This is a genomic window from Mesorhizobium sp. M8A.F.Ca.ET.202.01.1.1 (assembly GCF_004791595.1).
In the GTDB taxonomy this organism is placed as follows: domain Bacteria; phylum Pseudomonadota; class Alphaproteobacteria; order Rhizobiales; family Rhizobiaceae; genus Mesorhizobium.
Genome location: NZ_SRUN01000004.1, coordinates 119,512 through 133,260 on the forward strand (window position 1 = coordinate 119,512; position 13,749 = coordinate 133,260).

Annotated in this window: 8 protein-coding genes; 1 reads left to right on the forward strand and 7 read right to left on the reverse strand. The window is 65.3% G+C overall.

The genetic code is table 11. The features are described from left to right. Positions 1–2: 2 nt before the first annotated feature. Both EN845_RS11140 and EN845_RS11145 read right to left on the reverse strand, forming a co-directional pair. Complete coding sequence (locus EN845_RS11140) at positions 3–1,895, reverse strand: type I secretion system permease/ATPase (protein ID WP_127870309.1); 1,893 nt, start codon at positions 1,893–1,895, stop codon at positions 3–5. 205 nt (positions 1,896–2,100) lie between these two features. After that, on the reverse strand, positions 2,101–4,524 hold the full coding sequence (locus EN845_RS11145; RefSeq protein ID WP_167531325.1) for a hypothetical protein: 2,424 nt from the start codon (positions 4,522–4,524) through the stop codon (positions 2,101–2,103). Between the two features lie 820 nt (positions 4,525–5,344). On the opposite strand from EN845_RS11145, the gene EN845_RS11155 reads away from it, so the two are divergent. Continuing rightward, positions 5,345–6,112 carry a response regulator transcription factor gene (locus EN845_RS11155; protein ID WP_167531326.1) on the forward strand — a complete coding sequence of 256 codons (768 nt, stop codon included), beginning with the start codon at positions 5,345–5,347 and terminating at the stop codon, positions 6,110–6,112. Positions 6,113–6,192: 80 nt separating this feature from the next. Here EN845_RS11155 and EN845_RS11160 read toward each other — a convergent pair whose 3' ends face one another. The 5 genes from EN845_RS11160 to EN845_RS11180 form a co-directional block, all read right to left on the reverse strand. Further along, positions 6,193–7,680 carry an efflux transporter outer membrane subunit gene (locus EN845_RS11160; protein ID WP_127870306.1) on the reverse strand — a complete coding sequence of 496 codons (1,488 nt, stop codon included), beginning with the start codon at positions 7,678–7,680 and terminating at the stop codon, positions 6,193–6,195. An 11-nt stretch (positions 7,681–7,691) separates the two neighbouring features. Further along, positions 7,692–10,847: an efflux RND transporter permease subunit gene (locus EN845_RS11165; protein WP_127870305.1), complete on the reverse strand. Its 3,156-nt coding sequence runs from the start codon at positions 10,845–10,847 to the stop codon at positions 7,692–7,694. Positions 10,848–10,851: 4 nt separating this feature from the next. After that, positions 10,852–12,126: an efflux RND transporter periplasmic adaptor subunit gene (locus tag EN845_RS11170; protein ID WP_127870304.1), complete on the reverse strand. Its 1,275-nt coding sequence runs from the start codon at positions 12,124–12,126 to the stop codon at positions 10,852–10,854. Between the two features lie 244 nt (positions 12,127–12,370). Then, positions 12,371–12,745 carry a hypothetical protein gene (locus tag EN845_RS11175; RefSeq protein WP_135897768.1) on the reverse strand — a complete coding sequence of 125 codons (375 nt, stop codon included), beginning with the start codon at positions 12,743–12,745 and terminating at the stop codon, positions 12,371–12,373. A gap of 122 nt (positions 12,746–12,867) precedes the next feature. Beyond that, positions 12,868–13,560 carry a hypothetical protein gene (locus EN845_RS11180; RefSeq protein WP_127870302.1) on the reverse strand — a complete coding sequence of 231 codons (693 nt, stop codon included), beginning with the start codon at positions 13,558–13,560 and terminating at the stop codon, positions 12,868–12,870. Positions 13,561–13,749 lie beyond the last annotated feature (189 nt).

Genomic DNA, 13,749 nt, shown 5'->3' on the forward strand with positions numbered 1-13,749 from the left:
CCTCACTCGCCTGCCGCCGCCGCGCCGGGCCGCGGCGCCGGCTCCTCGGTGGCGAGCCTGAGGTGCGGCACGGCGCTCACCGCCGGTTGCGGCCGCGGAAACAGTTTGGCCAAGACATCGTCCTTGAGCCCGAACGCCTGGACGCGGCCCTGGCTCATGGCGAGGATGAAATCGACCGTGCCGAGCGCGCTTGGCCGGTGTGCCACGAGCACGACGATGCCGCCACGTTGCCGCACCGACACAATAGCCTGAAACAGCGCCTGTTCGCCTTCGGCGTCGAGGTTGGAATTCGGTTCGTCGAGCACCACCAGGAACGGATCGCGATAGAGCGCGCGGGCCAGCGCGATGCGCTGGCGCTGACCGGCCGAGACGGCCTCGCCAAGTTCGCCGATCTGCGTCTCGTAGCCATCGCGGAAACCGACGATGAGATCATGCGCGCCGGCTGCCCTGGCGGCTGCGATCACCAAGGCGGGATCGGCGTCGGGTTCGAAACGCGCGATGTTCTCGGCGATCGAGCCGGCGAACAACTCGACGTCCTGCGGCAGATAACCGATGAAATGGCCGCGGTCTTCCGGCGACCACTGATCGAGGTCGGCGCCGTCGAGCCGGATCCTGCCGGCGGCCGACGGCCAGGCTCCGACAAGCGCCCTGACCAGCGTCGACTTGCCCGAACCGCTCTGACCGATAATGCCGACGGCGTGTCCCGCTTCCAGTGCGAAGCTGGCGTCCTGCACCAGCAGCCGCTGCACGCCGGGCGCGGCGACGCTGACGTTCTGCATGAAGACGTGGCGGCTCGGCGCGGGCATGACCATCGGCTCGGCATCGGCGGGCAATGCGGCAAGAATCCTGGTCAGCCGCTGCCAGCCCTGCCGCGCGGTCAGGAAACCTTTCCAGTTGGCGATGACCAGATCGACGGGCGCCAGCGCCCGCCCGCTCAGGATCGATGCCGTGATGATGATGCCCGCGGTCGCCTGCTGTTCGATGACCAGCCAGGCGCCGATGCCGAGCATGGCCGATTGCAGGAGCATGCGTAGCACCTTGGACACGGCGCCGAAGCCGCCGGCGATATCGCTGACGCTGCGCTGCTCGGCGAGATAGTCGCGGTTGGCCTCTTCCCATCGCTTCGCCATCCTGCCGCCCATGCCGAGAGCCGCGATGACTTCCGCGTTGCGGTTGCCGGTCGTGGTCAGGCCGTTGCGGATGATGCCGGTCTGGGTGCCTGATGTGACCGGCTTGCGCGTCAGCCGCTCGGCATGGACGGTCAACAGGACGAGCACGATCGCTCCGACCAGGGCGGTTACGCCGAGGAGCACGTGGAACATGAAGATGATGGCTAGATAGAGCGGCAGCCACGGCAGGTCGAACAGCGCGGTCGGGCCGGTGCCCGACAGGAAGGTCCGCACGCTGTCGAGATCGCGCACCGGCTGCATGCTGTCGCCATTGCGCCCGACCTTGAGCGGCAGCTTGAGGACGCTGGAATAGACGCGGGCGCCGAGCGCTTCGTCGAGGGCTCCCCCGATGCGCACCAGGATGCGGCCGCGGATGAAATCGAGCACGCCTTGTCCGGCGTAGAGGATGGCTACGAGCAGGCTGAGGCCGATCAGCGTCGGCACGCTGCGGCTCGGCAGCACGCGATCGTAGACCTCGAGCATATAGATCGAACTGGACAACATCAGGACGTTGAGGACGCCGCTGAACAGTGCGATGGCGATGAAGGCCGAGCGGCAGGATTTGATTGCCGCCGAGAGTTCCGATCCCTGCTGCCGAGGATTGGGCTGCCGGGCACCGGGCCCGGCAGCCTTTCGCGCCGTCGCCGCGACGCCGGGGGCTGCGCCAGGAGCGGTTTCAGCGCGAAAAGGATTGCGTCCCCGAAACAGCAGAAGAGCGCCAAACATCGCGAACGCCAGGCAGAACAGCCAGACGCCTGGCGATGTCGTCAACATGCCACCGAGTGCAGGAAAAAGGGCGCAGGCTATCAAAACCAGACCCAAGGACCTGACCCTGGCCTGCGCCGAATTGAAGATCGTGGAGCCCCTTTCCATGCCAATCCATGTGGGCGGCGCTGCGGCAAGGCACCCGGCCGACGGCCGGAAACCAGCCTCAGGCGATGCCCGTCAGGCCCCCCACTTGATGCAGCGTGAGCCAGAATTGGTCGAGCGTGTTGGGATGCTCGTCGACGATGTTGGTTCCATCGAACCAGGCGACATGACCGCCCGGCCCGGACGTCACCAGTTGCCCCTGGTTGAACCACATCAGCGCGTTCTTAAGGCCCTCGCCATCGGCCTCCTTGCCGCCGTTCCAGTCGGTGATGCCGGAGCTCGGATCGGTGACGTCGACATAGCTTGTCCAGGCAGCCGACGAAGTCTTCACCGCCGCACCCGTAAGCGCTGTGTGAGCCCCATTCTCATCAACGACCCCGTCATTGTTGGTATCGACATTCACGCCGACAGTTGACCACGCTCCTTGCTTGGTCAGCCACATCACCGCCTCGTCGATCAGGTCGTTGGGCTGACCGACATGGTTGTCGATGTTGAGCTGGGTGGCGATCGCCTGTTGCAACATGATGACGCGTGCGTCACCGCCGGTCGAACTCGATTCGATGGACTTGGCCAGAGCGTTCGAAATCAGGAGATCGTGCGCATCGTTGGCAATGCCGTCGCCGTTGCTGTCGCCGAGCAGCAAATAGCCATCCGTACGCGGATTGACGTCGAGGCCGGACAGAACATGGCTGGCGACGGCGCTCTTGGTGGGATTGCCCTCATTGCCGGCAATATTGTCCCATGCATCCGCGTGGCTGCCCCAGAATCCCTGCGTCAGCGCCTTGTTCGAGAAGCCTTCATAGTCGCTGCTGTCGGTGGCGAGCGGCGTACGCGAATGCAAGGCCGTGTCGACGAAGGCATCGGTGGTGGCCGTTGCGTTGTTGACGTAGTTGCCCAGCTGCGCGACGCCGGTCGCCTGGTAGTGCCAGGTCTCGTTTGTATCGAGCAGGCCGTTCTGGTTGATGTCGCCGCTGTTGAAGCCGCCGCTGAGGATAGCGGTTGGATGGAAATCATCGCCGGTGCCGGCGGTGCCGTTGTCGTCGGTCACGACCACATGGGCGAGCGCGACATTGCCGTCGTTTTTGACATCGTAGGTCCAGGTCACCGGCTGGCCCTGGAAGATGTTGAGGCCATGGTCGACGCCGTTGGTCTTCTTGTCGAGCGTGATGTGCGGATCGGCGCCGGTATAGCCGGAGTCGTCGGTGGCCGTGGCGGTGCGTGTGTGGTTGGCATCGTCGGTGAAGGAGCCGGAGGCGGTACCGGTGTTGCTGTAAGGGCCAGCCACGGAGGTACCGGTTGCCGAGAACTTCCAGATCTCGCCGGCGTCGAGCATGTTGTTGTCGTTGCTGTCGCCGATATTGGTGACATGGCCGTTGCCAAGCACCGCGACCGGCGTCACGCCGCCGTCGCTGTCGGTGACGGTGATACCCGACAGCGCGACGTTGCCGATATTGGTCACCGTGTATTCCCACGAGATCGGCTCGTTGGTCAGGATCGTCAGAGTGTCGCCCTTGACCCCGTCGTCGACCGTCACCTTGTCGATCTTGATCTCGGGATCGGCGCCGAAATAGCTGGAGCCGTCGCTGTCTGTCACGGTGACCGCCCCGGCCGAGCCGGTCACCGTCCCGGTATTGGCGTAGTCGCCGATGACGGCCTTGTCGATGCTGGTGCCGATGAAGCTCCAGTGCTCGGTGGTGTCGAGCTTGCCGTCCTGGTTGGTGTCGCCGACGTTGAAGCCGCCGCTGAGAACCGGCGTCACGACCACGTCATTGTGGTCGTCGGTGACGACGATGTTCGACAATGCGACATTGCCGGTGTTGCTGACCGTGTATTGCCAGGTGATCGTATCACCGGAGAGCACCTGCAGACCGTCGCCGATCGCCGAGCCGTCGACCGTTACCTTGTCGATGCCTATACCAGGCGCATCAGTGCCGGTGCCGGGCTTCGTAAGGGTGCGCCATTCCTCGAAGCCGCCATTGGAACCGGAGAAACCAGAAACCAAAGTCAGGTATGAACCGTCGGGCACGTTGCCGAAGAGGCTGACTGGAACAAGAATCCGATAGTCGTCAGTGCCTGAGCCATGATTGGCATCGACCAGCAGCTGGTCGGGGCCAAGGTCGAAGATCGAGGTGAATCCGAACCCCAGGGAGCCGGCACTGAAATCAGTAAAACCGGCTGGCACACCCGAAATATAGATCTGCAGGTTGGTCAGCGTGATGGTGCCGTTTGTCGCGTTGTTGCTTTCATTGAGGTCCAGCCGGAATTCCAGATATTGTGTACCCCCGACATCGATCGACTGAATGTCCCCATAGAGCAGGCTGTGGGTGAAAGACGCCTTGTTGTCCAGGACGTTGCCGTTCTGGTCGGTGTTGAAGCCCTCCTCGATACCTGTCGCCTGCAGCCTCAGGAAGGAATCGTAATTGCCGGTGCCCGAACCTTCCGTCGTAGCTTCGAGAAGGACGCCATTGCCAATATCGATCGCCATGCTACTTCCTCCACATTGTTGTGCGGTCGGCGGTCGGGCCGCTCCCATCTATTCCGGCCTGATCGCAGCGCCGGCGCGCAGCGTCCGAGGGACGCGGCCGGGCAGGCGAGCAATCGTTCGTGACAAAATCGACGACTTTGAAAGGAGAAAGGTTCGGCGGGGAGACTGCCTCCCATTCGCCGGACACAGCTATTGCCGTATGACGGAACTGGCCCGCCGTCGGACTGACCGTTATACCCACACCCAAAGCCCCAACCCCAACAATCCTACGATTGCCTGGACGTTAATATTTCCCAAACCATATTGCGCAGGTTGCAATGCGTCCGTCTATATAACCCCGGTTATAGGCAGGAAAGTCGATTTCAGTTCTGAAAAAGTGCTTTTGCAGACAAGAATAATTGCGTCGCTTTGGCTTAGTTATTTCACGAACCGGAGATTCACGGTCGGATCTACAAAAATTTCGTGATAGCGCCGATGAATCATCCAAGATGAAGATCAGCATCGGCACATCGGCGTGGCATCTGCTTTCAGTCCGCCGCCACGCATTTTGCACGGCGCGCCGCTTGAGGATTAACTAAGCAGTTGCTAATGTTTTGCGCAACCGCGCTGCTTCTGTCAGCATGGCCTCACGCTTCGCAGGATGAGGGCCGGGTCGCGATGTTCGCTTCCGGCACGATGAAGTCGCTGATGTGTCACAAAGACACGCAAGGGGAGAAGACGCCATGACCGAGCACGGGCGCCGGCGGCCACCGGAAGCCATCGATGGCCGCACCGCGCCATGGAACCCTGGCCGAGAAGTTCGGCAGCCAGCGAACTGAACATGGTCACGGTTTTCGTCGCCGACGACCACCCGCTGCTGTTGCACGGCCTGATTGACATGATTGCCCGCGACCCGAATTTCGCGGTGGTCGGTTCGGCGCGGGACGGCGCGGCCGCCCTGACGGCCATCCAGCGCGACGTGCCTGATGTCGCGGTGCTCGACATCAGCATGCCGGGACTGAACGGCCTCGATGTCGCCGCCGAAATCGGCCGGCAAGGGCTCGCGACGTCTTGTGTGCTTTTGACGGTCGGCGCCTCTCAGGCCCAGCTTTACGACGCTGTCGCGGTTGGCGTTGCCGGCATCGTGTTCAAGGAGGCCGCCGTCGACGCCCTGCTCAAATGCCTGCACCGGGTTGCCGCCGGCGGCCGGTGGCTGCCCGCCGAGATTGTCAGCGAGGCCGTCCAGAACGAGGCGTCGCGCAGGACGAAATGGCGGAGCCTCTCGCAGAGGCTGACCAGCCGCGAAATCGAGATCGCGCGGCAGGTTCTCGCCGACAAGCCGACCGGGCAGATCGCCTTCGACGTCGGCATCTCGAAAGGTACGCTGAAAATTCATATGAACAACATTTACCGCAAATTGCAGGTCTCCTCGCGGACTGAGCTCTCGCAACTCGCCGCCGGCCAGATCGGACCGAGTGTTGCGCATGCGGCGAATGGCGGCGCCGCGGCGGTCGTGAAGGCACTGGCGGCGCCTGATGCCGGCGGAGGCCAGGCGCGCCCTGCGGCCCGGCAAACGCCAGCTCGGCGCCGGGAGTCCAACAAGGGATAGCCGTCAGGCTGGCGATCACATGTCACGCCAAAGTGGCAACCCTGCGGGACGGACGGAACAGCCCGTCTCCATGAAGCCGCTTAGGGCTCCACCTTCGCCAGCCGCGGCCCGGTCTTGACGTCGACGATCTCGGGCTTGGCGGCATCGACCGCGCCGTCCCAGCCGCCGCCGAGCGCCTTGTTGAGAGCGATGTAATTGGTCGCCAAAAGGACGCGGCTCTGCAGCAGCGAATCCTCGGCCGAGTAGAGCGAGCGCTGGGCGTCGAGCACGTCGAGAAGGCTGGTCTCGCCCGCCTTGTAGAGCGTGCCTTCCAGCCGCGCCGCATCGCCGTAGGATTTCGCCGACGCGGCAAGCTTGCCGATGCGGATGCGCTCCTGCGCCATCAGCACCAGCGCGTTCTCGACATCCTCGAGCGCGGTCAGCACCGAAGACCGGTAGGCGATGAAATACTGGTCGCGCTGCGCGCGGGCGACGTCGGCGGCCGCCTGCAACTGGCCGGCGTTGAACAGCGGCACGCTGAGCGTTGGCCCGAAGGACCAGCCGATGGACGAATTCTTGCCGAGGTCGCCGAGATTGAGGGCGGCAGTGCTGATGTTTCCCGTCAGGCTGACCGAGGGATAGCGCGCCGCCTCGGCCTGGCCGACCTTGGCGGTGTATTGCGCGTATTGCCGCTCGGCCATCAGCACATCCGGGCGCGACAGCAGGATGTCGGCCGGAATCCCGGTCGGCATCGGCAAGCGTGGCGCCGGGATCGGCTTGCCGCGCTTCAGCCGCTCGTTGAGTGCCGCCGGTGGCCGGCCCGTCAGCACCGAAAGGCGATGCACCGCTTCGGCATAGCTTGCTTCCAGCGTCGGCACAGCGGCCTCGGTGCTGGCCGCTTGGCCCATCGCCTTGGCGACATCGGCCGCCGTCGCCGACCCCGCCTGCGCCATGGTGCGGGTGAGTTCGGCGGTCTGCCGCTGCGACACGGCCGAACGCCGGGCGAGCGCGATGCGCGCCTGGTAGCCGCGCGCCTGGGTGTAATAGGACGCGACATCGCCGACCAGGGTCAGAAGGATCGAGCGCAATTCCTGCTCGGACGCATCCACCCCATAGCGCGCGGCCTCGACGCCCCTGCGGTTGGCGCCGAACAGGTCGAGTTCCCAGCTGGCGTCGAAGCCGGCCTGGTATTCCGCGTAGATGGAATTGGCGCCCGATGTCGTCTCGGCCGACTTGTTGCGCGTGATCGAGCCGGATCCATCCACCGACGGCAGCAATGTGCCGGCGCTCTGGCGGTAGCTGGCGCGCGCCTCGCGGATCTTGGCCTTCGCGGTCGCGACATCGAGATTGCCGGCGACCGCTTCCGCGACAAGCATGTTGAGCTGCGGGTCGCGCAGGCGCTGCCACCATTGTGAAAGCCGCGCCGGCTGGGCGGACTTGGTCGGCTTCTGGCCGCTCCAGTTTGCCGGCATCGGCAGGATGGGCGTCCGATAGTCCGGACCGACGACGCATCCCGCGAGCAAGGCCGCACCGAGAATAGGCGCAAGGAGCCGCCTCGCGGCCACCGAGCCACGTTCAAGACCTGTCATGTGAGAACCCCTTATTGCTGGTTGGCCGTCACCGGCGTTTCGCCCGTATCCTGCCCGGGATCTGGTTTAGCCACCCTGCCCATGAAGATGCGCCGCACCGTGACGAACAGCAGCGGCACCAGGAACACGCCGATCACCGTCGCCGCGATCATGCCGCCCATCACGCCGATGCCGACGGAGTTCTGCGCCCCCGAGCCGGCGCCGCTGGCGATCGCCAGCGGCGTGACGCCGAGGATGAAGGCCAGCGACGTCATCAGGATCGGCCGCAATCGTTGTCGCGCCGCCTCCAGCGTCGCCTCCACCAGCCCCATGCCGGCCGCCTGCCGCTCGATGGCGAACTCGACGATCAGGATGGCGTTCTTGGCGGCCAGCCCGATCGTGGTCAAAAGCCCGACCTTGAAATAGACGTCGTTGGTCTGGCCGAACAGGCTTGCCGCGAGCAGCGCGCCGAAGATGCCGATCGGCACCGACAGCATGACCGCGAACGGGATCGACCAGCTCTCATAGAGCGCGGCCAGGCACAGGAACACGACCAGCGCCGAAATCGCGTAGAGCGACATCGCCTGGTTGCCCGAAAGCCGCTCCTGATGCGACAGCCCGGTCCATTCATGCGAATAGCCGGCCGGCAATTGCGCGACGAGTTTGTCGATTTCGTCCATCGCCGCGCCCGAGCTGACACCGGCCGCCGCCGCGCCCTGGATTTCGACCGCCGCCGAGCCATTGTAGCGCTCGAGCCTTGGCGAACCGAATGTCCAGTGGCTGGAGGCAAAGGCCGAGAACGGCACCATGGCGCCGCTGGCATTGCGGACCTGCCATTTGTCGAGGTCCTCCGGCTGCATGCGGAAATTCGCGTCCGACTGCATGTAGACCGGCTTCACCCGTCCGCGATCGATGAAGTCGTTGACGTAGTCGCTGCCCCAGGCGCTGGACAGCGTGTTGTTGATGTCGGCAAGGCTGACGCCCAGCGCGCTGGCCTTTTCCTGGTCGATGTCGACCGAGAATTGCGGCTGGTCCTCCTGGCCGTTGGGGCGCGTGTTGGCGAGCAGCTTGCTTTGCCCGGCAAGACCCAGAAGCTGGTTGCGCGTCTGGATCAGCGCGTCATGGCCGGCGCCATTGACGTCCTGCAGGTAGAAATCGAAGCCGTTGGTGTTGCCGAAACCCTGGATTGCGGGCGGCGCCAGCGCGAAGACCTGCGCATCCCTGATCTTGGAGAACGCGCCCATGGCGCGGCCGGCGATGGCTTGCGCGGCCATTGCGGGCGACTTGCGCTGGCTGAAATCCTTCAGCCGCACGAAGCCGATGCCGACATTCTGCCCGGCACCGCCGAAGCCGAAGCCCGACGCGGTGAAGACCCCGTCGACAGCGTCCTTTTCGTCGTTGAGATAGTGGTCGGTGACCTGCTTCAGCACGCGCTCGGTGCGGTCCTGCGTGGCGCCGACCGGCAATTGCACGCTGGTGATCAGGATGCCCTGGTCCTCTTCCGGCAGGAACGAGCTCGGCAGCCGGGCAAACATCCACCCCATGGCGACGACGATGGCCAGGAACACGGCAAGGAAACGCCAGGACCGGTTGATGATGCCATGCGAACCGTCGCGATAGGCCGTCGTGCCGCGATCGAACATCCGGTTGAACCAGCCGAACGGACCCGTCTGCGTGGCATGGTCCTTCGGCCGCCGCAGGATTGTGGCGCACAGCGCCGGCGTCAGCACCAGCGCCACCAGCACGGAGAGCACCATGGCCGAGACGATGGTCACCGAGAACTGCCGGTAGATGATGCCGGTCGAGCCGCCGAAGAAGGCCATCGGCACGAACACCGCCGACAGCACGGTGGCGATGCCGATCAGCGCGCCGGTGATCTCGTTCATCGATTTTCGCGTCGCCTCTTTCGGCGACAGGTCTTCCTCCGCCATGACGCGCTCGACATTCTCGACCACGACGATGGCGTCGTCGACGAGCAGGCCGATGGCGAGCACCATGGCGAACATGGTCAGCGTGTTGACCGAATAGCCGAACAGCGACAGCACGCCGAACGTGCCGAGCAGCACAACCGGCACGGCGATGGTCGGGATGATCGTCGCCCGCAAATTCTGCAGGAAGATGAACATCACCAGGAACACCAGCACGATCGCCTCGGCCAGCGTCTTGACCACCTCCTCGATCGACAGCCGCACGAAGGGCGAGGTGTCGTAGGGGTAGACGACTTCGACCCCTTGCGGGAAGGTCGAGCTCAGCCGGTTGATCGTCGAGCGCACCGCTTCGGCGGTGCTGATGGCGTTGGCGCCGGTCGCCAGGTTGACGGCGACGCCGGCCGCCGGCTTGCCGTTGTAGTTGGCTTGCGTCGTATAGCTCTCGGCGCCGAGTTCGACGGTGGCGACGTCGTTGAGGCGGACCAGCGAACCGTCGGTCTGGCTCTTGAGGATGATGTTGCGGAACTGTTCGGCGGTCTGCAGCCGGCTCTTGGCGGTCACCGTGGCGTTGAGCTGCTGGCCCTTGCGCGCCGGCAGGCCGCCGAGCTGGCCGGCCGAAACCTGCGTGTTCTGCGCCTCGATGGCGCTCGCCACGTCATTCGGCATCAGCGCGTATTTTGCGAGCTTGTCCGGGTCGAGCCAGATGCGCATGGCATAGCCCGAGCCGAAGAGCTGCGTCGAACCGACACCCTCGACGCGCTTCAGCGTGTCGTTGACGGTGGCATCGACATAGTCGGCGAGATCGGTGGAGTTCATCTTGCCGTCGCTGGAGACGAAGCCGATGACCATCAGGAAGCCGGTCGAGGACTTTGAAACCGTGATGCCGTTGCTCTGCACCACCTGCGGCAGTTGCGACTGCACCAGTTGCAGCTTGTTCTGTGTCTGCACCTGGGCGGTGTCGGGATCGGCCGTGCTGGTGAAGGTCAGCGTGATCGAGGCCGAACCGGTCGAGGTCGACGTCGCCGTCATGTAGTCGAGATTGTCGATGCCGGTCATGCCTTGCTCGATGACCTTGGTCACCGAATTCTCGACCGTCTGCGCGTCGGCGCCGGGATAGGTGGCGCTGATGTTGACCGTGGTCGGCGCGATCTGCGGATATTGCGAGATCGGCAGCGTGGTGAGCGCGAGCAGGCCGCCCAGCATGATCACGATGGCGATCACCCAGGCGAAGATCGGTCGGTTGATGAAAAATGCTGACATCGTCTCAGTTCCCGGTCGAGGCGGCGGGTTGCTGGCCGGTGCTGGCCATCTTGGATGGGGCCGGCAAGGCCGATGTCTGACCACGGTCCTTGATCTCGCCGGTCGCCTCGTCGATCGTCACTTCGACGCCGGTCGCGTCGCCGCCGGGGCGCACGAGCTGCAGTCCTTCGACGATGACGCGGTCGCCATCGCCGACACCGCTATCGACCAGCCAGTTGTTGCCGACGGTGTTGCGCACGGCGAGCACGCGCGTCTCGACCTTGCCCTGCGCATTGATGACCATGGCCGTCGCCTCGCCCTTTGTGTTGCGGGTGACGCCGCGCTGCGGCACCAGGAAGCTGTTCTGGGCGACCCCCTCCTCGACCAGCGCCCGCACATACATGCCGGGCAGAAGCAGGCGGTCGGGATTGGGAAACTCCGCTCTCAAGGCGAATGTGCCGGTGGTCTGGTCGACATTTGCGCCGGAGAATTCCAGCTTGCCGGTCTGCGCGTAGATGGTGCCGTTCTCGAGCTTCAGCTTGACGCTGACATTGGGGCCGCTGAACTTCAGCCGTCCCTCCGAGATCGCCTGGCGCAGGTTGAGCAGATTGGTGCTCGACTGCGTGACGTCGACATTGATCGGGTCGAGCGAACGGATCGTGGTCAGCACCGTCTCCTGGTTGGCGGTGACCAGCGCGCCCGGCGTCAGCGTCGACTTGTCGATGCGGCCGGCGATCGGCGCGGTGATCGAGGTGCGGTCGAGGCTGATGCGCGCGGTTTCCGCGCTGGCCTTGGCGGAAGCCACATCCGCCTGCGCCTGTGCAAGCGTGGCGGCGGCATCGTCATAATCCTGTTTGGAAACAACGTTCTGCTTCAAGAGGCCGGCATATCTGTCGAACTTGGCTTGCGCGGTGGGCACCGCCGCCGCCGCCTTCTGCTGCGCGGCGATCGCGCTGTCATAGGCCGCCTTGTAGCTCGCCGGGTCGATGAGGTAGAGCGGCTGTCCAGCCGCCACCTCGCTGCCTTCCTTGAACAGGCGCCGCTGGATGATGCCGTCGACCTGCGGTCGCACCTCGGCGATCAGCGACGCCGCCGTGCGCCCCGGCAGTTCGGCCGTTATCGCCACCGATTGCGGATGCAGCGTGACGACGCCGACTTCGGGCTTGCCGACACCGCCCATGCCCGCGGGAGCCTTGCCGCCCTCCTGTGAGCAGGCCGCCAGGAGAAGGGCCGCGGCAAGCGCCGTCCAGGGCGCGAACCGGCGAACCGGCGAAAAGGACTGGCTGGACTGGATAGACATGGGTTGAATGATCTTTCGCTGGAGGAGCGGTTACCGCCTGGGCATCGGATCGCCCAATGGGGGCGAGGCCGAATGCCGGCGGTCGGAGGCAAGGACGGTCGATGTCGTAACGAGGGGCCGCGCGCATCCAAGGGCGGCGTCGAGGGGTGCTTCGAAGCGGCTCATGTCGCGCTCCTGCTTCGCGACTGGCGCGCACTCGAGGATCGAGTGGCTGGCCGCGATGCCCCCCGCGTCATTATGCCGATCAGCGCCGACATGCCAAGCGCCTTGCCAGGTCTGACGCGATCTTGCGATCATGATTGCCGTGGCCATTGGCATGCTGCGAGACTGGCAGCGACAGGCGCGAGGCGGCGAAGGCCAGCCGGATGGCGCCCTTCAGCGTGTCGGCCGGCAGCGCCGCATGGCTGGCGCGCCCGGGCAGCGCCGCATGGCCGGCGCGCCTGGGCAGCGCCACATGGCCGGCGCGCCCGGGCAGCGCCGCATGGCCGGCGCGCCTGGGCAGCGCCACATGGCCGGCGCGCCCGGGCAGCGCCGCATGGCTGGCGCGCCCGGGATGGCCGAGCGAAAATTTCGGGCTGGCCGATGCGATCAGCCGCAGCAGCATCAGGGCGTCCCACATTGCCGTGCCTTCATTCTCATGGGGAGAACCAGGGACGGCGCGATCCGCCGGCCCGGGAAGGAAACCGGCCGGCCCGGGAACGGGTTGGGTACCGGGGCCGGCCGGCGCAGCCGGTCAGGTTATCAGCCATTCCCGGGCTGGGGTGGCGGCATCATCAGGCCCTCATTGGGCGGGCCTGCCGGACTGGCTGCATCATTCGGCGGGCCGCCCCAGGGACCGGGGGGTGGTCCGAGGGGACGTTCCGCCGAAGCGAGGATCTCGAGCTGTTCCGGCGTGAGCTTGGCGCGCAGCTCGGCAATTGCGTCCTTCAGCTTCGCGGCCGAGGCCGCGCGTGCCGTGACGTCGTCGGCCAGCCTTTCCTGGAAGGCGAACGGATCGGGCTTGCCGGCAGGATCCGCATCGGGGCCTTTCGCCTGCGGCCCGCCATCTGGCCCTGCGGTGCCGCCCGGACCACGATCGGGCCGCGGCGGCGACAGCACCGCCTGCAGCGCGCTGGTGTAGTCGCGCCAGGCGTCGAGCTGTTCGCTGCGGATGCCGACGCGGGTTTCGAGCGCGGCCAGCCGGGCGGCCAGCATGAATTCCGGCGGCGGCCCCATGCGGCGGGGGCCAAAACCTTCCGGGCCGAAACCGTGTGGGCCAAAACCCTGTGGACCCCATCCTTGCGGCGGATGCCGCATCGGGCCGTGATCTGGTCCATGCTGCATTGCCATGACCGGCGGCTCGCCGGGCGCCGCGCCCGGACCGGGCTGCGCCGCCAGCGCGGGGTGGATGGCGGCGGCGGAAAACAGGCCGAGCGCAAGAAGTCTGCTTCGCATGACGGTGTTCCTTTCATCCATGCTTTGGACGCCGGGAGGATAGGAAGCGTGTTTGTCTGCTTCGCGTCGGCGTGTTGCCGAAGGTTTCCGCAAAAGGGCAATTTGTTTCCCAATGTTTCCCGCCCCGGGCCAGAAACATTGCGTTGCAATTTTCCATGCCGCTTGCGCGCCGCTCTCCCTATAATCGGC